The organism is Mucilaginibacter sp. BGA-UO-ETr-C110 (genome assembly GCF_059567985.1).
The window spans coordinates 1,751,759-1,778,733 of sequence record NZ_JCAQPB010000002.1; the positions used below are offsets into that span (position 1 = coordinate 1,751,759).

Below are 26,975 nucleotides of genomic sequence, written 5' to 3' on the forward strand. Positions count from 1 at the left end.
AAACCTATTCCATGGAGAACGGATATACCAGATTCCGCAGGCGTAAAAGCATCATTACTATAGGTGCATCACTTGCCCTCATCTTATTAGTTGTTTACATTATTGCCAACGGCCGTAAAAAAACGGCAGTCGACCCGGCATTTAGCAAGTATATTGAATCATATACCACCGGGGTCATCTCAAAAGAAAGTACTATCAGGATACGTCTCGCCGGTCAGGTACAGGTTACCCACCAGCAAAATGAACAGCTGAGCGATGATCTCTTCGACCTCTCCCCATCAGTAAAAGGTAAAGCTTATTGGGTGGATGCCCGGACTATTGAATTTAAACCAGCGGGAAAACTTGATCCCGAAAAAAACTATACGGTAGATTTTGAACTGGGTAAATTGATAGAGGTACCTCATAAGTTTGATCATTTTAAGTTCGGCTTCCAGGTAGTAAAGCCCGACTTTAACGTAAGCTTTAATGGCTTAACAACCGCCACAAATACATCTATTGATGAAATGAAGCTGGACGGCATTATCCAAACCGCCGATACAGAAGACCCAACCCTGGTTGAGAAGCTATTGACCGTTAATTATGACTTTCCTGTAAAAATAAGCTGGGAGCATAATACAGGTACCAAGGCACATCATTTTAAAATAACCGGCTTAAAGAGACAATCGAACAAAGTTACCCCGGTCACTATTAACTGGGATGGCAGCAGTCTGAATGTCGACAAAAAAGGCAACCAGCATTTTGATGTACCCGCTATAGGCGATTTTAGAGTACTGGATATACGGGCCGTGCAGGATAATGACCAATATGTATTGGTGCAATTTTCTGATAATATACTGGTTGGGCAGGAATTGAATGGCCTTATAAGCATCAATAACATTACCGACCCTGCTTATACCATTGACGGGAGCACGGTAAAATTATATTCTCCTGAGAATCTTGAGGGCAATTACAGTATTGTTGTAAATGAAGGCGTTGAAAACATATCGCACAAAAAAATCACCAAAACGTATACCGCCAGCGTGTTTTTTGAAAACCGGCTACCGGCTGTAACTATACCGGGCAAAGGCGTTATTCTCCCCGATTCCGGTAAATTGATGATGCCTTTTGAGGCGGTGAATTTGAATGCCGTTGATGTAAGCATCATTAAAATATATGAAAGTAATGTACCGCAGTATTTCCAGAGCAATGGTTTTGATGGCGCTCAGGAACTACGCCAGGTAGGTAAACCCGTGGTTCAAAAAACCATCAGGCTTGATAATGATAAAGGCCTGAACCTGAATAAAAAGAATCGGTTTATGCTGGATCTTGACCAGATGATCCGTACAGAACCGGGGGCTATCTACCGGGTGGTGATCGGTTTCAGGAAGGAATACTCCCTGTATAATTGCAGTATCGCCGGAGCAGGTACAAAAAGCAGCAATGGCGATGATGATGTATATAATGAAGGGGAATATTATAATGATAACAGTAAGGTAAATGACGAAGACGATGACTTTTGGTCACGTTATGATAATTTTTACCCTGACGGTTATAGCTGGCAGGACAGAAACAATGCCTGTACCCCATCCTACTTCACCAAAGAGCGTTGGGCTACACGCAATATCATAGCTTCAAATATTGGTCTTATTGCCAAACGGGGCACTAACAATAGCATGCTGGTAGCTGTAACCGATATTTTAAGCGCTCAGCCTATGAGTGGTGTGGATCTGGAACTATTGGATTACCAGAAGCAGGTGATCTACAAAACCACATCAGGCGGAGATGGTATCGTGAAGTTTGATCTTAAACGCAAACCTTATCTGCTGGTTGCTAAAAAAGGCGCTCAGCGTGGGTATCTGAAACTGGATGATGGCAGTTCCCTGCCCCTCACCCGCTTTAATGTAGGCGGCGAAGAAGTACAGAGCGGTCTTAAAGGCTTTATTTATGGTGACCGCGGCGTTTGGCGTCCGGGTGATTCCATTTACACATCCTTTATACTGGAGGATAAATTAAAAACATTGCCACCAGATCATCCGGTTCAGTTTGAGTTATATGATCCGAATGGTAAGTTATACCGGCGCATCAGCAAAACAACGGCTTTAGATGGCTTTTATAGCTTCCATACCGCTACAGAAACCTCATCGCCTACCGGTAACTGGACTGCTAAGGTAAAAGTTGGCGGGGCCTTGTTTGAAAAGAAGATCAAGGTAGAAACCATTATGCCTAACCGCATGAAACTTAGCCTTTCGTTTGGTGGCGCGGCCGAATTAACCAAGGGCAATAATGCCAATGGCAAACTGAGCGCGCAATGGTTATTTGGCGGGGCCGCGCAAAATCTAAAAGCTAAGGTCGACGCCTTTTTAACACCCCAAACCACAAGCTTCAAAAAATATGAGGATTATGTTTTTGACGACCCAACGCTGGCCTTCAATACACAAACCCAAACCGTATTTGATGGTAAGCTCAGTGCAGATGGTGTAGCGGATGTAGATGCCAACATCAATGTAGAAAAACAGGCCCCGGGACAGCTAAGGGCCAATTTCCTGGTTAAAGTATTTGAACCGGGTGGTAATTTCAGTATTCAACAAACTACGCTGCCTTATAACGTATATCCGGGCTATGTGGGCATTAAAACACCGCAAGGAAGCGAGCTTTCGGGCATGTTGGTTACGGATAAAGATCATCAGGTTGATATAGCCGATGTAGATGTGCATGGTAACGCGCTGACCGGTACCCGTACCGTGCAGCTGGAATTGTACAAAGTACAATGGCGCTGGTGGTGGGATCAAACCGGCAACGAAACAAGCAATTTTACGCAGGATAAATATAACAAGCTTATTAAAGCGGCCACAGTTCAGGTTACTAACGGGCACGGTAAATGGACATTACGTGTACCTAAAGCTGATTGGGGCCGTTACCTGATCAAGGTGAAAGACGAGCAAACCGGACACTCTACCGGGAAATTCATTTATGTAGATTGGCCAAACTGGTCGGAAAGGTTACAGCAAACCAACCCTACCGAAGCGGCGATGCTGTCATTCACTTCCGATAAAACCAGCTATAAAGTGGGTGAACAGGCAACATTAACCATACCGACTGCTGCTGATGGCCGCGCGCTGATCAGCTTTGAAAATGGTAGCAAAGTTTTAAGAACCACCTGGATAGATACCAGGAAAGGGCAAACCCAATACCGATTTACAGTTGATGAAACCATGGCACCTAACGTGTTTGTGAACGTTACCTTATTGCAAAGGCATTCGCAAACGGTTAACGATCTGCCCATCCGTATGTATGGAGCTATCCCCTTACAAGTAGATAATCCGGAAACCATCCTGAAACCGGTGATCAGTATGCCGGATAAGATTCGACCCGAAACACAATCGGCTATCACCGTATCCGAAGCATCGGGCAAGGAAATGACCTATACCATTGCCATTGTTGACGAAGGCTTGCTGGATATCACCAATTATAAAACACCAAACCCGCATGAGGCTTTTTACGCCAGAGAAGCATTGGGTGTAAAAACCTGGGATTTGTTTGATTATGTGATAGGCGCTTTTGGCGGTGGTTTGGAACGCATTTTAAGTATTGGAGGAGACGGTAACCTGGGCACTAACAAAAACGTGTCTGTAAACCGTTTTAAGCCTGTTGTTAAATTCCTTGGGCCGTTTCACCTTAACAAGGGCGAAAAGCAAACCACGCCCTTTAAACTGCCTCAATACGTAGGTTCTGTTAAGGCTATGGTAATTGCCGGGCACGATGGCAGCTATGGTTTTGCTGATAAAGCCGTCGCCGTTAAAAAGCCATTGATGATATTGGCTACGTTACCCCGTGTACTTGGCCCGACAGAAAAAGTACAATTGCCGGTTACCGTATTCGCTATGGAGCCTAATATTAAAACGGTTACTGTATCCGTACAATCAAACGCGTTCAGTAACCTGGCGGGTAATAATTCAAAAACCATAACCTTCGCTAAAACAGGCGATCAGCTGGTTACGTTTGATCTGGATGTTAAGGATTTTGTAGGTGTGGGCAACGTAAAGATCATAGCCAAAAGTGGTTCAGAAACTGCTGCTTATGATGTAGAGCTAAATGTACGCAATCCTAACCCACCAGTAACCCGTGTATTGGAAAAAGAGCTTAAACCGGGAGAGATCTGGAATACAGCATATCAGGCTGTAGGTATTAGCGGCACCAATAAAAATACGCTTGAAATTGCCTCTATACCTCCTTTGAACCTGAGTAAGCGATTGGATTACCTGATAGCCTATCCACATGGTTGTGTAGAGCAAACCACATCTTCGGCATTCCCGCAATTGTATCTGGGGCAACTGCTCGACCTTTCACCTATTCAGAGGGCTGAGGCAGAGCGAAATATTAAAGCAACCATCAATAGGCTCAATGGCTTCCAGGTACAGGGCGGTGGCTTGAGCTACTGGCCCGGTTATGGCGATGCGGATGAATGGGGAACCAATTATGCCGGACATTTTATGCTGGCAGCCCAGGCCAAAGGTTACAGCTTGCCTATTGGTTTTATTGAGCAATGGAAAAAATATCAAAAACAAAAAGCGCAAACATGGGCACCGGATCCGCATAAGTTTTATGGTGACGATCTGAACCAGGCCTATCGCCTGTATCTACTGGCTTTAGCCGGCGCACCAGAATTGGGAGCAATGAACCGACTTAAGGAGTTTAAATACTTAAGCATCGAAGCTAAATGGCGCTTGGCAGCTGCTTATAAACTTGCCGGGCAACCAGAGGCTGGCTTAAGAATGATAACCAACTTGCCAACTACCATAAAGCCATATTACACCATGTACGGCACTTATGGATCTGATCTGCGGGATGAAGCGATGATCCTCGAAACATTGACCCTGCTCGGGCAGCAGCAAAAAGCAGCCGGATTATTACGCACCGTAGCCGCAAGGTTATCACAGGACGACTGGTACAGTACCCAAACCACGGCTTACTCCCTTATTGCCATAGCGCAATATTGCGGACAAAACAAGGCCTCTGGTAAGCTTACCTTTAGCTATGATGGCGGTGTTTCAAAGGGAAATATCAATTCGGCCTCTTATATGTGGCAGGCGGGTTTGGCTGCAAACGGCGGGAAAGTGATGGTTAAGAACAACGGCACCAACAAACTATACATAAGACTGATACAAAAAGGTCAGCCATCATCCGGGCTTGATGTGAAAACCTTTATTGATCCGCAGGTGATGGAAATGAGGGTTGGTTATTTTACGATGGGCGGCAAACCCGTTGATCCAACAACATTAAAACAAGGTACCGATTTTGTTGCCCAGGTAAATATCAAAAATCCGGGCAGGCGTGGCAGATATGATAACCTGGCGCTAACACAGATATTCCCATCGGGCTGGGAAATACTGAACAGCCGGATGCTGAACAATGATGAGGTATTTAAATCGTCACCGTCCGACTACAGAGATGTACGGGACGACCGGGTGAACACTTATTTTAGTTTAGTTGAAGGTAAAGAGGTTACTTACTATGTGATGCTGAATGCCGCCTATGCTGGCCATTATTACTTACCGGCAGTGTATTGTGAGGCTATGTATAATAACTCCATCAACAGCCTGATTAAAGGACAATGGGTTGATGTGGTAAAGTAAGGAAGATCAATAATATCGAATGCTGAATAATGAATTTCCAACATCGAAATCATTATTCAACATTCGGTACCTGGGATTTAATGCATCGAATACATTGCTCCAGAGATGGTTAACACATTACAAGATAGTTAAATAGTTAAATAATTGATATTGAGGAATATGCATCAATGTTAACCTTAAAAAGTGTAAACCATGTAAACCCACTTTTTATAACAAAATGGCCCGCCTGTTTGGGGATTATGCTTAGTCCTTGAACAAAGGAAATTATATTGGACCTAAAGTATTTACACAAAAAAAGACCCGCTAAAATAGCGGGTCTTTTAATATAAGTGTCGTTTCCTTATAACGAGAATAACTTATAAGCCAACGCAAGGCTAAAAACATTTACACGCGTATGTGAATTTCCATCACCATAGGCAATCTTGTTTAAGCCGCCTTCATAACGTAAGTCAACAGAAAAACTGCTAATATCAACACCGGCACCTATCTGGAAGCCGTAGTTGGCACTTTTGTAATTTAAGTGAGTAGCTTCACCAGCAGATTCCGCAAAACTTTGATTTTTATCTACAGCAAACGAAAGTACAGGTCCTCCGTAAAAGCGACCGCCCAAACCAAATGCACCTATTTTACCACCTAATAACAGTGGTACATCAATACTGGTAAATTTAGCCTTGTTCTCTGGTTCATTAGGGGCATTTACATTAATATTTTTGCTGGTAAGATAAAGCTCGGGTTGGAAATTAAAACCTAAACCACCTACTCTGGCCCAAAAACCTGCCAGATAACCAGCACGGTTACTATTATTAAATACTCCGTTTGAAGGAAAAGAGGCATAGTTTAAACCACCTTTTACACCAAATGAAAAGTTGGGTATTATCTGGGCAGAAGCAATACCAATAGTGAATAAGCAAATGCTTAAAGTTAAAATAATTGTTTTTTTCATGTTTAGAGTTGTTTTTAAGGTGATTGATGTAAATACATTAAGACTGTTTTAAATTCTGACAGTTGTATAATTAGCAATATCCGGCTCATAATGTTTTATAATTTATACAAAACGTTATGAGCCGGATATCAGGATTTAAAATCTGGGAATAAAAGTATAAAATTTTTACAGAATCAAAGGAATTCTATTTTTACCAGGATAGCCGCCCCATATAGTAATCAAGCACTTTGTTATAAATATAGCAATCGTACCTGGCGTTAATGAGATTGATATTGGCCTTGTCAAAGTTATTTTTGGCTACTACAAAATCAACTGAAGTAAGTACCCCGGCATTGAAACGAATCTCGGCAGTTCTGAACGATTCTTTATATGCTTTAACCTGCTCCACCAATACATTATACCTGTTGTAAGCCAGGGTCATGTTCACATAAGCCTGTTCTACACTCTGGCGTAAAACATTCTTGGTATTTTCTTCTACATATTTTGATTCCTGATAATCAAGTTTAGCCAGCTTTACCTTATTATGATTTTGGAAATAATTTAAAATCGGCACTTTTAAACTAACCCCAAACTGCGTACTATAGTTGTTTTTAAACTGATCATAATAACCTATATTTTTGTAGGTATTATCATACTGGGTTGTATAAACGGTGCTCTTGCCTGTAGGCGTATTTACAAACTGCTTAGTCGGCACAATAGATGAATCGCTAACCGTTGAGTTTTGTGCAGCACTCGAATAATTTGTGGTTACTCCCCCAAATAAGGAGATACTGGGTGATAAAGCACCTTTAGCAACCTTTACACCTTTTTCGGCGCTTTGACGCCTTAGTTCAGCTGCTTTTATATAGGCCAATTGCTTTAATGCGGTATCAAATACCTGGTCGGCATTCTCTCCGGTTTGTTTAGCAACATCCTGTACACTTATAGGTTCCAGTTTAAGGTTTCTGTTGTAGGGAATATTCAGAATCTGCACCAGGCTTAATTTCGATGCTTCCAGGTTATTCTTGGTAGTAACCAAATTAAGCTCATTATCACCATATGTACCTTTTAAGTCATACAGATCAGAGGGCAGTTTATTAGCACCATCTTTTTCCAATATCTCCAGCCTTTCAACTTGCTTTTTGGATACATCAAGCTGATTATAAGCTTGAGCTAATAGTTCTGTATTATCTAAAACTAAAAGATAGGCGGTTATCACATTAATAGTTACCTGATCTTTTGCTTGTTGAAAATCCATCTTACCGGCCTGATAAGCCAATGATGTTTGTTTAATAGCGTTTAAGTTTTGCAGGCCGCTAAACAGGGTTAAATTGGCATTTAAGCTGTAGTTACCAGATGTATATGACTGCGTTACATAACTGTTTGTAAAAGGGTTAATACTACGTCCGCTGTTAAGGCTATGATCCACCTGCCCGTTTAATGATGGTAACAGGTTATCTTTAGCCTGCTTATAGTTCACCCCCAGGCGCTGCATATCCAGTTCACTTTTCCTAACATCAAGGTTGTTTTTTATAGCAATATCTATACACTGCCTTATGGTTGTTAAAGTATCTGTTTGTGCTTGCGTTTTGATGGCCGATAATACCATCAAACCAAAAAATATAAATTTAAAATATCGCATTACTATAATATGATCAGAGTTGTTTTGAAGATTCGATTTTACCATCTAAAAGATTAATGATACGCGAACCGTATTCGGCATTTTTTTCGGAGTGCGTTACCTGAATAATGGTAACCCCATCTTCTTTATTCAGCTTGCGGAACAGTTCCATGATCTCCTCCCCTTGTTTGGAGTTCAGGTTACCGGTAGGCTCATCGGCCAGCAATAATTTTGGTTTGGCTATCAATGCACGGGCTATTCCCACTAACTGTTGTTGTCCACCCGATAATTGCGCGGGGAAAAGGTCTTTTTTACCTACAATATTAAAACGGTCTAAAATATCAGCCACCATGGCTTTGCGCTCAGAACCTTTAAAATCCTGATAAATTAATGGTGTTTCGATATTCTCATAAACGGTTAGCTCGTCAATTAAATGGTATGCCTGAAACACAAAGCCAACATATTGCTTATATAATGCAGAGCGCTGTTTTTCTTTAAGCTGGTGTACTGCCTGACCGGCAAAGTAATGATACCCTTCGGATGGCTCATCAAGCATACCGATGATGTTAAGTAATGATGATTTACCCGAGCCAGAAGGCCCCATGATAGACACAAACTCGCCTTCATCAATTTCAAGGCTAAGATCATTAAGAACAAAATTTTTAAGTCCGCTTACCTGGTAATATTTCGAAATATGTTGGAGTGATAACATTTTAAATGATTGTTTTGGTTGGTACGTATAAGTTTTTGTTTAAAAATATCAATTCATTTGATTCAATCAAGTATCAATAATATACCAAACTTTTAACATATTAAAAATCAATACATTACAGCAATCAATCACATAGATACTGTTCGCTTATGTAACAGGGAGCGTACGGTTATGATACAATAGAAAAGCCGAAAGCTTAAGGCGGAAAGCTAAAAGCCTCCTTGCCTTAAGCTTTCGGCTTTACATTATTCGCTTCTTAAACTTTTAACTGGATTAGCTACCGCTGCCTTAATAGCCTGGAAACTTATTGTTAAAAGAGTGATCAGTACTGCGGCTATTGCCGAAACAAGAAAAACTCCGGGCCCAATACTTATGCGGTAGTCATATTTTTGCAACCAATTTTGTAAAAAATATAAAGCCAGTGGCGATGCAATTACACAGCTAATGATAACCAACAATACGAAATCTTTGGAGAGCAGGAACCACAATTGACTTACTGTAGCGCCTAAAACTTTGCGTACACCTATTTCCTTGGTACGCTGTTCTGCTATATAGGCAGCCAAGCCAAACAAGCCAAGGCATGATATGAAAATGGCCAAACCGGCAAATATGCCTGATAATTTCCCGACCAACATTTCCTGACTGAACTTGCGGTTATAGTCATCGTCAACAAATCGATAAGTGAAAGGGTATGCTGGGTTATATTTAGAGAATATTCGGCCAATCTTTTCAATTGCATCGTGAGGGTTTACATCTTTGGTCAAACGGTAAATTAAATTGGACGATGGATCACTGTGATAAACAAACATGGTTGGATCTGCTTTGGCAAATGGCGAGATCATCAATGCATCCTTTACAACTCCAATTATCCTTATCCTGCTACCGCTATGAGTAATAATTTGATTAATAGGATCTTTTAATCGCAAACGCTTGATTGCTGCCTCATTAAAGATCACATTTAAGGTATCAGATGCCACATAATTATAATCCCGGCCTGCTGACATGCGCATACCCAATGTTTTAAAATAGTCGGCAGTTATATCAATAACTCCCATTTCAACGGTTTCGCCTGCCTGTTTTCCTGGCCATTGATCAAGGTCGTTGTGCATCCCCACATCAGTAGCTGGGCTCGAAGCAGTGGCAATACTTTCAACCACCCCGGTTTGTAACAGATCGTTTTTAAGAGCAAGGTAGTTTTTACCTAAATCGTCATTGGAGTTGGTGGTTAACAAGTGGTTGATATTATAACCCGTTGGTCTGTTTTTGGCATATTGTATTTGCCTGTAAATAACTACCGTGCTTATAATAAGCGCAATAGAGCAGCTGAATTGCATCACCACTAATATCTTTCGGGATAATGAGGCTGAGCGCCCAACTTGTATAGTTCCCTTTAATACCTTAACCGGATTGAATGAGGATAAATAAAAGGCTGGCCTGCTGCCTGCAATAAGTGCCGTGAACAATACGCAAGCCATCATAACGAACCAAAACGTAATGCTACTAAATGGAATATAAATCACCGTACCGGTAAGCGCATTAAACGGCGCCAATGCTATTTGTACAAAAAGGATAGCACATAAAAAGGATATAAAAGTAGTTAATGCTGACTCCGTTAAGAATTGGAAAATGAGGTGTTTGCGCTGCGAACCTATTGCCTTACGAATACCTACCTCACGGGCTCGTTTTTCCGACCTGGCGGTGGTTAAATTGATAAAATTGACACACGCTATCAATAAAACCAGGATTCCGATAATGCTAAAAATGCGGATATACTCAATAAACCCACCACTGGCTATACCATTTTTATACGCGGAGTATAAGTGCCAGTCGGGCATAGGTTGCATGATAACATCAGAGTTTTTAGCATTGACATTATTCTCTCCTTTCTCTATGTTTTTAATTTTAGGAGCAACTTGCGTATATGCAATACCTGGTTTAAGTTTAACATAGATGGAAAATGCGTTGGCTCCAAAACTACCACGGGCGCCCTTTATCCACGGCTGAGTTTGCTCTGCAAAACTAAAAGGTATAATATACTTTATAAATTGCATTACCGAATTAGAAGGTACATCTTTTATAACCCCTGTTACTTTTAAATTATATGCATTATCAATTTTAACTACTCTATTGATCACTTTATCGGTGCCAAATAGAGCTATAGCAGTGGCTTGGGTGAGTACTATAGAATAAGGATCTTTTAAAGACTCGTTAGCACTACCATATAACATGGGGTATCGAAACATCTTCAAAAAGTCACTTCCCGATAGTATCCCATCCATATAGAACTTTTTATCACCAACCATTAAACCATGCGAGCTGCCACCGTCAGATTCAGCCACATATTCAATTTCCGGAATATTACTCCGGAGGGTATAAGCTAATTTGAGTGATGTTGTACTAAATGTAAGCGTTTCACCATTACTATTAAAGTTACGCCTAACCTGATATAATCTATCCGAATCAGGTAAAAATTTATCGTACGAGTACTCGTTCTTTACCCATAAGGCTATGAGTAATGCTACCGCCATCCCGGCAGCCAGCCCGAGTATATTTATAGTACTGTAAGCTTTATTGCCCACCAAGTTGCGCCAGGCTATTTTTAAATAGTTTTTGATCATATTTTTGAAAATTCGAAACCCTTCGTGCTAAATTATAAGAACCTTTTATTCTCTATTATTCACTCCGCAAACTCTTTACCGGGTTAGCAGTCGCCGCCATAACTGAGCGATAACCTACGGTGATAGAAGCAATAATGAATGTAGACAGAATAGATGCCAGGAAAATACCGGGGCCAATGGTTATACGATATTTAAAGTCCTGCAGGTAATTGTGCATGACCCACCAGGCCAGCGGTGCGGCAATTACAAAAGCTATAAGTAATAAGTAAGTAAACTCCTTGCCAAACAACCATAAAATATGTTGCGTATCTGCCCCTAATACTTTACGTACCCCTATTTCTTTGGTTTTTCGCACTGCCATAAACGATACCAGGCCATATAAACCCAAACAACCTATAAGGATAGCTATACCTGCAAATGCTTCAACTAATTTTAATTGTATATTATCCATTTCATAAAACTTTCCAACGCTATCGTCAAGAAACTGGTACGAATAAAGCTCTTCCGGAAAGGTTTCATTCCATATTTTTTCAAACGCGGCCAATGAGGTTTTGGCATTACGCATATTTATCTTGACAGCTAATGTAGAGTATGACCGGTAATCGGGCATGATACAAACAGCTGATATTTCGGTATGGAACGAGTAATTGTAAAAATCCTTTACTACACCTACAATAGGTGCTGTGGTTGATCTTCCATTCACGGACAGCATTTTACCGATCACATCCTGAGGTTTAAGGTTAAGCTTTTTTACAAAGGTTTCATTTACCAAAAACTCACGGGTAGTATCGGCAGGAAAAAAGTTTCGCCCCGCAACCAACTTTATCCCAAATGTCGAAAGAAAGTTTTCGTCTCCTGGTTTAGTGTTGATACCCCAATGTTCATCTTCGGCCCGGTTATTGAAGCGAACGTCTGTACTGTTATTGGATTGAGAAGCGGGAGGTCTGTAACAGTAAGATGATTTTTCAACACCCTGCACTTCATTAATACGGTTATGCAGCGTACTCAGTTTAACTTTATCATTTTGTGGTATGGGTAATAACACAACGGCATCTTTGTTAAAGCCCAGGTCGGCGGTTTGAGAATAATGTAATTGCGATACAATAATTATTGCTCCAATAATCAGCACTTGAGAAATGGAAAACTGGGTAACAACAAGTATACGGCGTAGTGAAAATCCGCCAACATGTTTTTGTGAAAGCTTGCTTTTAAGCGCCAATATAGGTTGAAAACGGGCTAGTACCAAGCCTGGATATGATCCGGATAAAAATACAACCAATATACTTATCAGTACAATAAACACTACAAGCTGAGAAAGCTCAAATGCCATTTGCGAGTGAAATAAATTATTGATCACAGGTAGAGCCATAAATGACAAGGCAATAGCCACAATAACAGCCACCAGAGTAATTAAAGCGGTTTCTGCTATAAACTGCCAAAATAATTGATGTGGCAGGCTACCTAAAACCTTTCGTACCCCTATCTCTTTGGCCCGGTTCAGTGCCTGGGCCGTAGCCAGGTTAACAAAGTTTACGCAAGCGGTAATGATCAGGAACAAGCCAATGAAGAATAAGGCCCATAGGTATTTTTTATCCGCATATCCATCAAGGTCAGAATTGAAGTGAATATCTGAAAGTGGTTGTAACTTAAACTTCCATACTTTCAAATCTCGGCCTGTATAGTGTTTTTTAACAATAAGTGCCATGGCTTCATTGGCACTGGCCAACGTGGTAGATGGTTTTAATAGCGTAAATACTTCGCTCCCACTAAAAACACCGCCCCAATTGTCTTCGCGCTCTTTATTAGTATATTCATTCATGTTACCATATGAAACATACACCTGTTGTTTACGATCGGTGTTAGCTGGCAGATCTTTTAACACGCCTGTAATAGTAAAATTCACTTTGTTATCCAGGCGGATGACTTTTCCTATCGGGTCAGCATCACCAAAATATTTTCGTGCAGTTTTTTCGGTTAATATAGCTTCGCCGGGCTTTACCAGTATCGTTTTTTTATCACCTTTTAATAGCGGAAAATTCAGGATATCAAAATACCCGACTTCAGTAAAAGCAACCCCATCCTCTTCATTAAACTTTTTAACCTGATTACCCTGGGTAATGGTGATCAGGTTATCGTGAAAGCTGATGACACGAGCCGTTTGTTCTGCCAGCGCAAAATCGTTGCGAAAGGTTTTTCCTAAAGGTTGAGGTACCCCCTGCGATCTGCCAACACTCTCGTCATGCCATTCTGTATATAGGCGGTAAACCCTATCCGGGTTTTTATGGAAATTATCAAAGCTGAGATGATACGTGATGAGTGTGAAGATCAAAATACCACAGGTAATCCCCAGGGCTAGTCCGACAACACTGATGAACGCGTACGCCTTATTACGTTTTAAATTACGCCAGGCTATTTTAATATAGTTTTTGATCATAATAGTTAAAATTCTAAACTCAAATTTTTAAATCGATATGTTTTTCACTCAATTATTCGCTACGCAAGCTTTTTACCGGATTAGTTAATGCTGCTTTTATGGCTTGAAAACTAATGGTTATTAATGTGATAGCAATGGCCGCGGTTGCCGACAATACGAATACCCCAGGACCTATAGTTATACGATAATCATACTTTTGCAGCCAATTTTGTAAAAAGTAAAATGCTACCGGTGATGCGATAATACAACTTATGCCTACCAATAAAATAAAGTCTTTTGACAGCAACAGCCACACCTGGGTCACAGATGCACCCAACACTTTGCGAATACCAATTTCCTTTGTTCGTTGTTCGGCAACGTAGGCGGCTAATCCAAACAAACCAAGGCATGATATTAAAATAGCCAAGCCTGCAAATATTCCGGACAGCTTACCTACCAGTATTTCCAGATTAAATTTATGATTGTATTCTTCATCAACAAACTGATATATATATGGGTAAGCCGGATTGTAAGAATCAAATATTTTAGTGAGCTTTTTGATTGCGTCCCGTGTATTCGCATTTGGCGCCAAACGGTACATAATGTTATTGGCTACATGGCCATGACTAAAAATAGCTGGTTGAACCGGTGTAAACGGCGATTCCATCAAGGCATCTTTTACCACACCAATAACACGTACCGGTACAGTGCTCCCATTCCAGGTTACTAACTGGTTTATGGGGTTTTTCAGGCCTATTCTTTTTACAGCGGCTTCATTAAGTATAACACTGGTAGAGTCAGCCGCCCAGCTGTGAGTAAAATCCCTGCCTTCTTTAAGGGTCATCCCCAGGGTTTTAAAATAATCATCAGATACAAAAACAGCCGCGATGTTCACTCCCTCATCGCTCGCGCTTTTACCCGGCCATTTATCAAGTGACATATGGCTGTATATATTGGTTACTGGACTCGAGGCTGCGGCAACGCTTTCAACATACCCGCTAGCCAGCAGATCGTTCTTTAAAGCATCATATTTCGTATTCAGATCACCGCTCATGTCAGTCATCATTAACCTGGCTGCATTGTAGCCTGTTGGCCTGTCCTTGGCATGTTGTATTTGCTGGTATACGATGATGGTGCTAATGATTAAAGCAATAGAACAACTAAACTGTGTTACAACCAATATTTTACGAGGTAAGGATGCCGATTTGCCCTCTTTGATAGCGCCTTTTAAAACTCTTACGGGGTTAAATGATGATAGATAAAATGCGGGTCTGCTTCCGGCCAGTAAACCCGTAAGCAATACATAAAATAACATGATACCCCAAAATATAGGATTGGCGTATGGTATACTGATAGCGCTATCAACGAGTGAATTAAAATATGGCAACGCAAGTTGTACAAACAGTATCGAAAATAAAAAGGCGATAAAAGTGATCATGACAGATTCGGCTAAAAATTGGATGATCAGATCGCGGCGCTGAGAGCCGATCGCTTTTCGTACCCCAACCTCTCTTGCTCTTCGTTCAGAACGGGCGGTTGAAAGGTTCATGAAATTGATACAGGCAATAAGCAACACCAGTATACCTATGATGCTGAACATCCGAACATAATCAATAAAACCACCAACGGCTTTGCCGTTCTTAAAATCAGAGTATAGATGCCAGTCTTTTAAAGGATGCAATATCACTTCTGGTTTTGCAGGCCTCATTTGCGGGCTATGCTCGTATACGAGGTTCTTGATTTTAGGTGCAATTTGTTCAATTGTTACGCCAGGTTCTAACTCCACAAAGGCATTGAATGAATTATTTGTCCATGTGGTACGGGCGGTACTCATCCAGCTTTCGGTTTTTTCCTTAAAACTAAAGGGAGTTAAGTAGCTGAACTGCTTGGTAGCGTTTTTAGGAATATCCTTTATTACACCTGTTACTTTTAGGTTCTGCTGATTATCAATCCGGATGAATTTATTTATAGGGTCGACATTACCAAATAAGGCTTTGGCGGTCGATTCGTTTAAAATAATGGAATAAGGATCGGTTAAAGCGTCTTTGGCATTACCTTTAACAAAAGGGTATTGAAATATCTTTAAGAAATCGGGGGCTGTGGCACCACCATTCAGGTAAAGTTTTTTGTCACCAACCAATAGCGAATGCCACTGCCATCCAACCCAATCTGTTTCGGCAGCATACTTTATTCCGGGTATATCTTTTCGCATGACATCAACCAGAGGAATGGCCATGGCAGTTTGCGTATGCTCACCATCGTGCTGCGTAGTGAAATTTAGCTCAACCTGATATAATTGCTTGTAATTGGGCAAAAACTTATCAAAAGAGTATTCATTAACTACCCACAATCCAATAATCAGGGCAACTGCCATACCGGCCGCTAATCCTAATATGTTAATGGCACTATAAACTTTATTGTTGACGATGTTACGCCATGCAATTTTCAAATAGTTCTTGATCATGATTTTTTTAAACTCTAAATACTAAATCGAACATTCGGAATCCGCTTATTCATTCCTCAAACTATTCACCGGATTTGACAAAGCAGCCTTAATAGCCTGGAAACTAACCGTTGCCAATGCTATCAACATAGCTAGTATGCCTGCAGCGGCAAACACCATCCAGTTCACCGTTATTCTATACTGGTAATTTTGTAGCCATTTAGATAAAGCCCACCAGGCTACCGGAAAAGCGATAAGACAAGAAATGCCTACCAGCTTTAAGAAATCCTTTGACAGCAAACCTGTTAAACCGGCAACAGAAGCTCCAAGCACCTTCCTTATACCGATTTCTTTGATCCTTCGTTCCGCTGTGTACGCTGCCAATCCAAACAAACCCAGGCAAGATATGAGGATAGCCAGCGATGCAAATACGCCTGCAAGCTTGCCTGTTAATGCTTCGGTTTTAAATAATTGATCAAAATCATCGTCCATAAATTTATACTCAAAAGGATAAGCTGGGTTATTAACCTTCATGACCGCTCCGATTTTCGCCAATGCTTCTGACAAACCTACATTAGTTTTAATGCGAATGCTTAATACATTGGTTCCGGCTATTTTGTTATATAGTACAAGCGGCGTACTCACAGCGTACATATCATTGTATAAAAAGTCCTTAACTATCCCGGCTATTTCATATTCCTTTTTGCCAACGTCTCTGAGAATCCCACCTACTCGGCCTTGTTTGCCCATTTGCTTTGCCAATGCCTCATTAATAATTACACTATTACTATCCAAAGATGAATTGGTATAAAAATCTCTGCCCGATACCAGTTTCATACCCATGGTTCGAACAAATTGCGGACTTACATCTTCAAATGATATCAATGGGTTTTGCGTAGGTGCCTTCCCATCCCACGAATAATTATCGGTATTTTTCCATACCTGTAACACTGGAAAATCACTTAACGAGGCATTCTCAACTACACCACTTTGTTTAAGTTGCTGATAAACACTTTCAAAATGATCAGTTAGTTTACCCTGTGTGGTCACATAAATCAGATTACTTTTATTGTAACCTAAGTCTCTGTTTTTTACGTGCTGTATTTGCTGGTAAATAATAATGGTACCGATAATGAGTATAATGGAAACAGAAAACTGTATGATCACCAGACTTTGTCTGATGAAACCGGCTCCGGCCGGTAATTTCATATTTTTCAGTACGGCAATAGGATTGAACGACGAAAGATAAAAAGCCGGATAACTACCCGCCAGCAGGCCTGTGACGAAGCCGATCAGCAATAAATAAATAAGATGAGCTGGTTCGAAAATATTAATAAACAGCTCTTTTTGAACCAGATTATTAAAGGAAGGCAATGCAATATATATAAGCCCAATAGCTATAAATACCGAGATAAAAGACATTACAATAGCTTCGCCGATGAACTGGGCTATCAACTTTCCTTTACCTGCTCCCATTACTTTACGTACACCTACCTCTTTTGCCCGTTTCTCTGACCGGGCGGTTGAAAGGTTCATAAAGTTAATGCAGGCTATAATTAAAACAATAAAACCGATGATAGAGAATAAACGGACATATTCAATACGTCCACCGTCCATTTTCCCGTTAGTAAAATTATTGTGCAGATTCCAGTCGTTCATTCCAAAAAGGAAACACTCCGTTTTTGTTCCACTATTTTTAGTGGTTAAATAATGTTGTAGCTTCTTGTTAACTCCTTTAACATCAGCCAATGGTGTTAGTTCGACATAAGTACGAGCCCAGTTTGCCCCCCACGCCTGCATCCATGGAAATTTATGGTCGATGTTGGCTATTGGGGCTAACCACTGAAACTGAAAAGTTGAATTTTTAGGCAGATCATTAAAAACGCCGGTTACGGTATACTCCTGCTCATTATTTATCTTCAATGTTTTGCCCACAGCATCGGCAGTACCAAAGAATTTTTTGGCCATTGTTTCATTAATAACAACCGAGTGCAATTCCTTAAATACATTGGAAATATCCCCGTTTACAAATGACAATTTCAACATGGAGAATATCTCAGGGTCTGCATAACTACCATCTTCGGTAATAGCTTTTTCACCCAATGAAAACAAAAGCTGGTCAGATCCGGCCGTCCGGGCAATAGCCTTTATTTCAGGAATTTCCATCTTCAGTGCTTTAGCCATTGGGCCGGGTGTTGCAATAAAAGTGGACATTTTACCATCATAAGTTTGGTTCTCATAAATGGTGTACAGGTTGTTTCGCTTTTCGAAATTATGGTTAAACGTTAACTCGTCCTGTACCCATAAAAATATGAGCGAAGCACAGGCTATCCCCGTAGCTAAACCTGCAATATTTAAAAAACTATAAGCCCGGTTTTTAAGCAGGCTACGCAGGGTGGTTTTAAAATAGTTACCTATCATTGCAATAGTTTTAAGTTTTATGATTATTCGTTTCTTAAACTTTTAACAGGATTTACCAGGGCGGCTTTTAACGCTTTGTACCCTACGGTGATCCAGGCAATCAAAACCGAAGATATCATAGCCAGTACAAACACCCAAACACTTAATGATATCCGGTAAGCGAAGTTTTGCAGCCAACCTGTCATCAGATACCAGGCGGTTGGCATAGCGATTACAAACGAAACAGCTATCAGCACCATAAATTCCTTAGAGAATAGATAAATGATGCTGCTTACCGATGCCCCTAACACCTTACGGATACCAACTTCTTTGGTACGCTGCACTGCCATAAATGATACCAGGCCATATAAACCCAGGCAGGATATAAAAATGGCTATACCGGCAAATACCTTGTAAACCAGGGCCATCTGATTTTCCTGCTGATAAAAATTGGCTATGTTTTGATCGAGAAAATATCCGTTATATGCATATTCAGGATAAGTTTTTTCCCACATTTTCTGGAGCTGCGTAACCGTTTTACTCAGATTTGCAGTTTTTATTTTAATAGCCACTTGTGATTCATAAGCGTTCTGAGCTGATATAACAATGGGCTTTACTGTTTCCCGAAGTGAATTGGTTTTAAAATCTTTAACTACACCGCTAATAGGTAAGGTAGGTCCTGTACCTAAACGGACAGTTTTACCTATAGCCTCCTGTGCATTTTGAATACCAAGTTTATGGATAAAGGTTTCGTTAACTACAACCTGCCGGGCGGTATCACTTACATCATATGCCTTGCCTGCTGTAAAACGCAATTCATAGGTTTTAAAATAGTCGGCATCACCAAATTTTAAAAAGGTGTTAAAGCCAGGGTCTTTAATGGAGTGATTAAAATAAAAATTCTGGCCAGAATTATTTTCTGAGGATGGCGCATCAGATGAAAAACTAACCGACTCTACCTGCGCATTTTGTAGTAACTGTTGCTTAAAGGAATCCATTTTACGCAGGCTCAGGCTATCTGTGTATCCAGGTATCACCAGTACCGCATTTTTATTAAAACCAAGATCGGCTTTGTTTACAAAATCCATTTGGCTTACGGCTACAATAGTACCAATAATGAGCAATTGCGATATGGCAAACTGAGCTACAACCAGAGCCCTCCGTAAAGGTATGCCCCCAATGGATGCAGCTGTGATCTTATTTTTCAAAGCCAATACCGGTTTAAAACCAGAAACGATCAAGGCCGGGTAGATACCTGATAGCAAGATCACAGAAAACATCACTACTACAGAAAATAATATATTATCAATGTTAAACAGCCCGATACTTTCCGGTACGCTGGCAATGTGTTTTAAATAAGGCATAGCTATTTTTGCTACAATGAGCGCTAATAAAACCGATCCAATAACAATTAAGGTGGTTTCACCGATGATTTGCATGATCAGTTGTTTCCTGGTGCTTCCTAATACTTTACGGATACCTACTTCTTTTGATCGGCCTACTGATTGTGCTGTTGATAGATTGATAAAGTTAATAGAAGCCATAATGATGATCAGCATGGCAATAAATGATAGCGTGCGCAAGGTGGCCTTGCTTATGATATGATCACCGAGCGTATTGCCAAAACGGGTATCAAAATGTAATGCTGACAATGGCTGAGCGAAAATAAGTTTGTGTTTGGTACCTTTTTCATAATGCTTCTTAGTGAAAGATATGAGCTGGTTATCTATGTTATTAAGGGAAGTGTTTGGAAATAACATGAACACCTGGTGACTACTACTGATAGCGCCCCAGTCATTTTCGTAGTAATATTCTTTGGGGTGTTGTTTCCAGGTAATATAAGATACCATTATTTTAAATGGGAAATCAGTATTCACTGGTGGCTCTTCAGTAATGCCTGCTACCTTAAGATTAATCAGGTTATCCATTTTCAGGGTTTTACCGATGACGTTAGTCCAGTTGCCAAAATATTTCACAGCAGTGCTTCTGCTGATAACTACCATATTGGGTTCGGCTAAAACAGAAGGAGTTCCTGCAAGCCATTTAAAACTAAAAATATCGAAAAACTGAGGCTCTATAAATACAACACCTATGTTTTCGGTAAACTTTTTATCGCCGGTGTTTTTACCCTCGCTTATATCCGGTACGGTAATCTGGCTACCATAACTGGAGTTTAATGCAGCTACCTTTGCCTGCGGAAAATCAACACGTAAAGCATCGGTAGCTGGGGCGGGCATTCCCGGAGTATATCTAAAACCATCATCGTGAATTTGTTTAATTACTATATGGTAAATGTTTTTAAAATTGGGCTGGCTGGTGTCAAAACTCATCTCATAGCGGATGATAACGAATATCAGCAAACATGCAGAAATTCCTAAAGTTAAACCGGCTATATTTATGGCAGAATACCCTTTATGACGAATTATATTTCTCCAGGCTATTTTAAAATAGTTTTTCAGCATTTTTCGTAGTTTAATCAGCATTAAAGATTAAAACATATACCAAAATATCAAATAGCTGTATATCAATAAATTATATAATTGTTTAAGAATAAAGTGTTCGTAAGTGTAACAACACATGTACGGTTATGATACAGTGAGTATGAGCGAATTAATTAGCTGCTGGGATTACTTTAGTAGGGACTTTACTTCTTTAGGATAACCGGTCAGGCATCAAAATAATACCCGGTAAATTAATATTACAAATTCAAAGGGCCTCATAGACTATTATAGTACTTTCTCTAAGACTAAATATTTACCCTTTGCGCCTACAGAAAAGAAACCTAACCTTTTACATAGGTTTAGTGCTTTTATATTGTCCCCTTTTACCTCAGTGCAACATTTCCTAAACCCCTTAAGGGTTAGGTCTTTCAAAGAAAACTCAACCAACCTTCTCCCATATCCCATTCTCCATACCGAAGGAGAAACGATGAGCATAGATATAAACCCAATCTTATTTACATGATCATTAGCATAATACGCTAAAAAGCCTTGTAGAACATCTTGCTCAACCACAATAATGATGCAGGCCTTTTCAATAAGTTTATTAAGATAAATGTTTAAGTCATCAAGTTCAAATACGCCGCTGCCATCATTGATTAATTGACTCATTAAATCAAGAATTTTTTGTTTCATAAGGATGTAGTTTATTCGCTGAAATTCAGTTGAATAATACAATCTATATGAATATTTCTTCAGAAACGAAAAGAAAGTAAACTATGTAAACTTAGTTTACAGTTGTTGTTTTAATTTTACATGATTTTCACACGTCACTCATCCCGTAAACTATTTATGGGATTTGCCATTGCCGCTTTTATTGATTGAAAACTTACTGTAATAAATGCTATAAATATGGTAAGTACGGCAGTAACCGCGAATACCCACCATTGTATGTCAATACGATAAGCAAAACTCTGCAGGTACTTGCTCATCATGAGCCAGGCTATAGGCGAGGCTATGATCACTGCAATAAACACCAATTTTAAAAAATCGAAAGAAAGTAAAGTTGTGATGTGTGCTACTGACGCACCAAGAACCTTACGGATACCGATTTCCTTAGTACGTTGCAAGGTTAAAAGAGAAATGAGCCCCAATAGCCCCAAGCAGCTTATAAAAATGGCGATGATCGCACTTGATTTGATCAGTTTATTGAGCAGATCTTCCTTTTTGTAAAAATCAGCTATCTGCTCATCCAGGAAATGATATTCAAAAACATGATCAGAATAAACTGCCTGCCACTCTTTTTTTATATGCGCTAATATTGCCGAAGGATCATTTGAACTGATTTTAACCCCTATGTTTTGGTAAGAATTTCTGAACGTAGTAATATATTCAGGTTCAACAGCTGTATACAAGGATCTGGAATTGAAATCCTTAACCACCCCTACTATGGTACCGGAGTTATCAGAAAGATCGCCGGCAGCAAGCTTATGCCCGATAACTTGCTGTGGATCTTTTATACCCAGTTTTTGAACAAGTTTTTCATTTACCAGGTATTCCTTAGCGGTATCCCCTTCGGCCAGGTTGCGTCCGGCAATTAATCGTAATCCAAATGTTTTTAAGTAGCCGGCGTCTCCCATAACTGTTCTGCCTACAAATTTTTCCCAGGGCCGACTATCATATCTTATACTACCGCCTTTATTAGCAGTTGATGCCGGTGCCTGATAACAAAATGCCACGTTAGTAATACCCGGGTAAGCTAACAACCGGTTACGCAAAAAATCGGTTTTACTTTTGGCATTATCGGGAACCGGTAACATGAGCACCGCGCTTTTGTTAAATCCAAGATCTGCGGTTTTCAGATATCTTACCTGCAAAGTGATCAGCATAGTACTAATGATAAGTACCTGTGCTATAACATTTTGCACCACGATCAAACTTTTACGTGCCAATCCGGCTGATTGACTATTTTGGCCAAGCTGATTTTTAAGGGCATTTACCGGTTTAAAACGGCTCAGTAACGTAGCCGGATAAAAGCCTGCTGCCGTAATAATAAATACCAATAAGCCAAACACAAAAAGTATCAGCTTAGGGTCGCTAATGAAATTAAGCGTTAAACTGGTTTGCAGCCAGTTATTAATTACGGGCAGTGTTAGCCATACCCACATTACAGACAATAAGGTCGCAAAGAAGGTAATACTGGCAGTTTCGGCCATAAACTGGAAAAATATGGCTGATGGAGTACTACCTAAAACTTTGCGTGTGCCTATTTCCTTTGCCCGTTTAAAACTTTGGGCGGTAGCCATATTTATAAAGTTAACACAGGCGATAAAGATCAACAACAAACCGATCAATCCAAGAGTAACTAATAATGATCGTTGGATAACTCCGCTGTAACGGCCATCAAAATGGACTTCGCTCAAGGGTTGTAATTTAAAATGGAAGGCATTGGCCCTGTCGCCCAGATCACTTACAGTCATTTTTCTGATCATAGTTTCCACACTTTGGGACGAAACATGATCAGGCAATAAGAAATATACAGCGGTAGTGGTATTAACCCATCCCCAATCGTTCTGCAATGGTTCTGCGACATCAGGGTAAATGTTTTTCAGGGTCGATAACGACAAAAACATATCAGCCTTAATATCGGTATTTGCCGGATGATCTTTTATGACACCGGTTACCTTAAAGTTATTTTTATTATCAATCCTGATAGTTTTCCCGATAACATCCTGACTGTTAAAATATTTTTGAGCCAGGGTATGGTTTAGTACAACAGAGTTGGGTTCATTGAGTGCGATGTTTTTATTACCCTGCTCCCATTCATAATCAAACAGATCAAAAAAATGATCATCTGTTATGGCAGTATTTTCATGCTCTGCAAATAATTTAGCATTAACATCCCCGGGTTGAGTAACAGAGATTGTTAAATCATGTATACGTAAAACCGCAGCGACTTCCTTAATTTGAGGGATGTTTGTTTTAGCCTTGAGCATAGCCAGGGGTGCCCCCTGTTCAAACAAAACACTACCATCGTCTAAATGAAGTTCTGTTACTACTTTATAAAGTTTTTTGGCATCGTGATGATAAGTATCAAAACTAAGATGGTACGTTATAAACTGAAGCAAAATAAGGCTGCAGCCAATTCCTAATGCCAGGCCGAAGATGTTGATCAGGGTATAAAATTTATGTTTCCGCAGACTACGCCAGGCAATTTTAAAGTAATTACGTATCATATCACATTGTTTATACGATGATAAATAAAATGCCTTAAATGAGTAGTTAAATAGTGTTAAAGTTTAAAACAATGCCACTCCGCAATTACTCAAACCATACTATTCGCTACGTAAACTTTTAACCGGGTTGGCAATAGCAGCCTTAACCGTTTGAAAGCTCAATGTGCACAAAGCTGCCAGCAACATTCCAGCACCACTCAAAACAAATATCCACCAGCTGATGGTTGTGCGGTCGGAAAAACTCTGTATCCATTTATGCATCGCGTACCAGGCCAGGGGCGTAACTAAAACAAAAGCCAGCACAATAAGCAACACCAACTCGGTTGACAATAAGGTAACTATTTGGGTAACAGATGCCCCCAGCACTTTCCTAACGCCTATTTCTTTGGTTCGCAGATTAGTTGTATACATAGCTAAACCCAGTAAACCCAGGCAGCTTATAAATACGGACAAGCCGGTAGCCCAGGTAAGCAATGTAGAAGTATGCTGCTCCGCATCATAGAATTTGGCAATATTTTCATCAAAAAAATGATATTCAAAATCATCTTCGGGATAAATTTCTTTCCATGCTGATTCCATTGCCGAAATGGCTTTTTTCCAATCGCTACCACCGGCGGATTGTGGTTTTAATGCTATATGAAATGTGCCGTTATTATTACGTTCTTTACTTGTTAAAATTGCCAGAGGCCTAATCGGCGAATGCAGGGATTCATGATAAAAATCTGCAACCACTCCAATTATTTCCATCCTGGTATCGCCATTGAAATTATTTATTAATTTACCTACAGCATCTTTAGGGTTTTTGAATCCAAATACCTTTGCACAGGTAGTGTTAATTAAAAATCCTTTTGTGCTATCACTCTGCTGTAAATTTCTACCGGCAAGCAATTTGATCTTATATACATCAATGTACTTTTCATCACCATATTTTTCTTCCAAATTTATTTTGATTTCCTTTTTTCCATCTTTATAGGTTGCCTCTGTTGAGTGACTTGAACTGGAAGATGGCGCATCCCTACCTACGGCTATCATCTCTATTTGAGGTATAGCTTTTAGTTTGTTCATAAATACCTGGTTACGACTGGCTGTACGATTTTTCCAGGGGGAGTTGATAACTATAATAGCATCCTTTTTAAAACCCAGATCCTTATGCAGCGCGTAATATATTTGCTTGCTGACCAATACTGTTGCCATTATAAAAAACTGGGCAATAACAAATTGTAAAACTGTTAATGATTTACGCAGCACCGCGTTACGTGTTTTATTGCTATTGGCGGCGGTTTGGTTTTTAAGCACCAATGCGGGTTTATATGACGATAATAAGACGGCCGGATAAAAGCCGGATAAAATGCTTACCACAATCGTCAATAGGCACAGAAAAACTATCAGATCAGGATGCCCCAAAATATCTACTTTAATACCCTGCGGAATAAAATCAGTAAACAATTTTAGTATAACAGGAGCCATAGCTACCGATACAATTACCGCAATTAAAGTTATCAAGAACGTCTCGCTCAGAAACTGAATAATGAGCTGCATACGACTACTACCCATTGTTTTGCGGATACCTATTTCTTTGGCCCTTTGGGTAGCCTGAGCGGTAGTTAAATTCACAAAGTTGATACAGCCTAATAATAATAGAAACAAAGCGATTATCAGCAAACCATACAAGGTTGTTTTATTGGCCGTACGGCTGGTACCTGTATCAAACGTTCCATAAGTTCCGTTAAAATGCAGATCATTTAATGGCTGCAACGTAAAATTCCTGGTATTACCCTTATCTGATGGTTTAGGTGGATTGTTTTTCTTTAACAGCTCATTTAACTGTTTCTCAATATGCGCAACAGTGGTATTGGGTGATAGCTTGATAAAAAGTTGAGAAGCCGATGTTGTACCACCCCATTGTGTCGGTCTTATTTCTTCCAGAAGTGCTTTATTTGAATTTATAGAAGCATAAGATATAAAATCATGAAAAGTAAAATCGTTATTACCTTTTAATGCCTCCACAATACCGCTAACAGTTGTGGTTAAAGTATCATAAGTAACCGTACGCCCCAGCATCTGGTTATAGGAAAGTGAGGGAAAGTATTTTTTAGCCTGATCTGTGGTCAATACAACCTGGTTAGGCGCATTTAATGCTGTTTTAGCAGAACCCGCTTTCCAATTGTAATTAAAAAGATCAAAATAATGACTATCAGCGATAATTACATTGTCCTGTATCTTGAATTTAACAGGAACGCCCGATTTTGAAGGAATGAGCACATTTGGCTGATCGAGCGTAAAAAACGGAACCGAAACAGCTACCCCACTTACGGATTTCATTGCCCCGGGCAAAGCTCCTGTAACTCCCCTGTTATTGGCCGCTTCACCAGAAAATGTGTAATTTGAAACTATTCGATATATCCTATCGCCATCTGTAAAGGATTGATTAAAAGTAAAATCAAAATGTACAATCAAGTAAATGACCAATGCAGAGCTTATACCAATGGATAAGCCGATGATGTTGATCATCGTAAACAATTTATGCTTACTAAAATTGCGCAAAGCAATCTTGAAATAA

General features: G+C 40.0%; 12 protein-coding genes. 1 reads left to right on the plus strand and 11 read right to left on the minus strand.

The window, feature by feature from the left end; genetic code table 11:
• Positions 1–11 precede the first annotated feature (11 nt).
• Positions 12–5,612, plus strand: a complete 5,601-nt coding sequence (locus tag AC57BQ_RS08435) for an alpha-2-macroglobulin family protein (protein ID WP_496405846.1) — start codon at positions 12–14, stop codon at positions 5,610–5,612.
• A gap of 340 nt (positions 5,613–5,952) precedes the next feature.
• Here AC57BQ_RS08435 and AC57BQ_RS08440 read toward each other — a convergent pair whose 3' ends face one another.
• The 11 genes from AC57BQ_RS08440 to AC57BQ_RS08490 all read right to left on the minus strand — a co-directional run bounded on the left by AC57BQ_RS08440 (position 5,953) and on the right by AC57BQ_RS08490 (position 26,926).
• The gene (locus AC57BQ_RS08440) at positions 5,953–6,555 is read right to left on the minus strand and encodes a porin family protein (RefSeq protein ID WP_496405847.1); all 603 of its coding nucleotides are present in this window, start codon (positions 6,553–6,555) and stop codon (positions 5,953–5,955) included.
• 190 nt (positions 6,556–6,745) lie between these two features.
• The gene (locus AC57BQ_RS08445; RefSeq protein ID WP_496405848.1) at positions 6,746–8,176 is read right to left on the minus strand and encodes a TolC family protein; all 1,431 of its coding nucleotides are present in this window, start codon (positions 8,174–8,176) and stop codon (positions 6,746–6,748) included.
• A 13-nt stretch (positions 8,177–8,189) separates the two neighbouring features.
• Positions 8,190–8,867 carry an ABC transporter ATP-binding protein gene (locus AC57BQ_RS08450; RefSeq protein WP_090467809.1) on the minus strand — a complete coding sequence of 226 codons (678 nt, stop codon included), beginning with the start codon at positions 8,865–8,867 and terminating at the stop codon, positions 8,190–8,192.
• Positions 8,868–9,112: 245 nt separating this feature from the next.
• On the minus strand, positions 9,113–11,485 hold the full coding sequence (locus AC57BQ_RS08455) for an ABC transporter permease (protein ID WP_496405849.1): 2,373 nt from the start codon (positions 11,483–11,485) through the stop codon (positions 9,113–9,115).
• Positions 11,486–11,540: 55 nt separating this feature from the next.
• A complete protein-coding gene (locus AC57BQ_RS08460) occupies positions 11,541–13,919 on the minus strand; it encodes an ABC transporter permease (RefSeq protein ID WP_496405850.1) in 2,379 nt (792 codons plus the stop codon).
• A gap of 52 nt (positions 13,920–13,971) precedes the next feature.
• A complete protein-coding gene (locus AC57BQ_RS08465) occupies positions 13,972–16,362 on the minus strand; it encodes an ABC transporter permease (protein ID WP_496405851.1) in 2,391 nt (796 codons plus the stop codon).
• A gap of 45 nt (positions 16,363–16,407) precedes the next feature.
• Positions 16,408–18,762 carry an ABC transporter permease gene (locus AC57BQ_RS08470; protein ID WP_496405852.1) on the minus strand — a complete coding sequence of 785 codons (2,355 nt, stop codon included), beginning with the start codon at positions 18,760–18,762 and terminating at the stop codon, positions 16,408–16,410.
• A 23-nt stretch (positions 18,763–18,785) separates the two neighbouring features.
• Entirely contained in the window at positions 18,786–21,203 is a 2,418-nt protein-coding gene (locus AC57BQ_RS08475; RefSeq protein WP_496405853.1) for an ABC transporter permease, read from the minus strand.
• Positions 21,204–21,467: 264 nt separating this feature from the next.
• Positions 21,468–21,875: a GNAT family N-acetyltransferase gene (locus AC57BQ_RS08480; protein ID WP_496405854.1), complete on the minus strand. Its 408-nt coding sequence runs from the start codon at positions 21,873–21,875 to the stop codon at positions 21,468–21,470.
• 134 nt (positions 21,876–22,009) lie between these two features.
• On the minus strand, positions 22,010–24,415 hold the full coding sequence (locus AC57BQ_RS08485) for an ABC transporter permease (protein ID WP_496405855.1): 2,406 nt from the start codon (positions 24,413–24,415) through the stop codon (positions 22,010–22,012).
• A gap of 99 nt (positions 24,416–24,514) precedes the next feature.
• Complete coding sequence (locus AC57BQ_RS08490; RefSeq protein WP_496405856.1) at positions 24,515–26,926, minus strand: ABC transporter permease; 2,412 nt, start codon at positions 26,924–26,926, stop codon at positions 24,515–24,517.
• Positions 26,927–26,975: the final 49 nt, after the last annotated feature.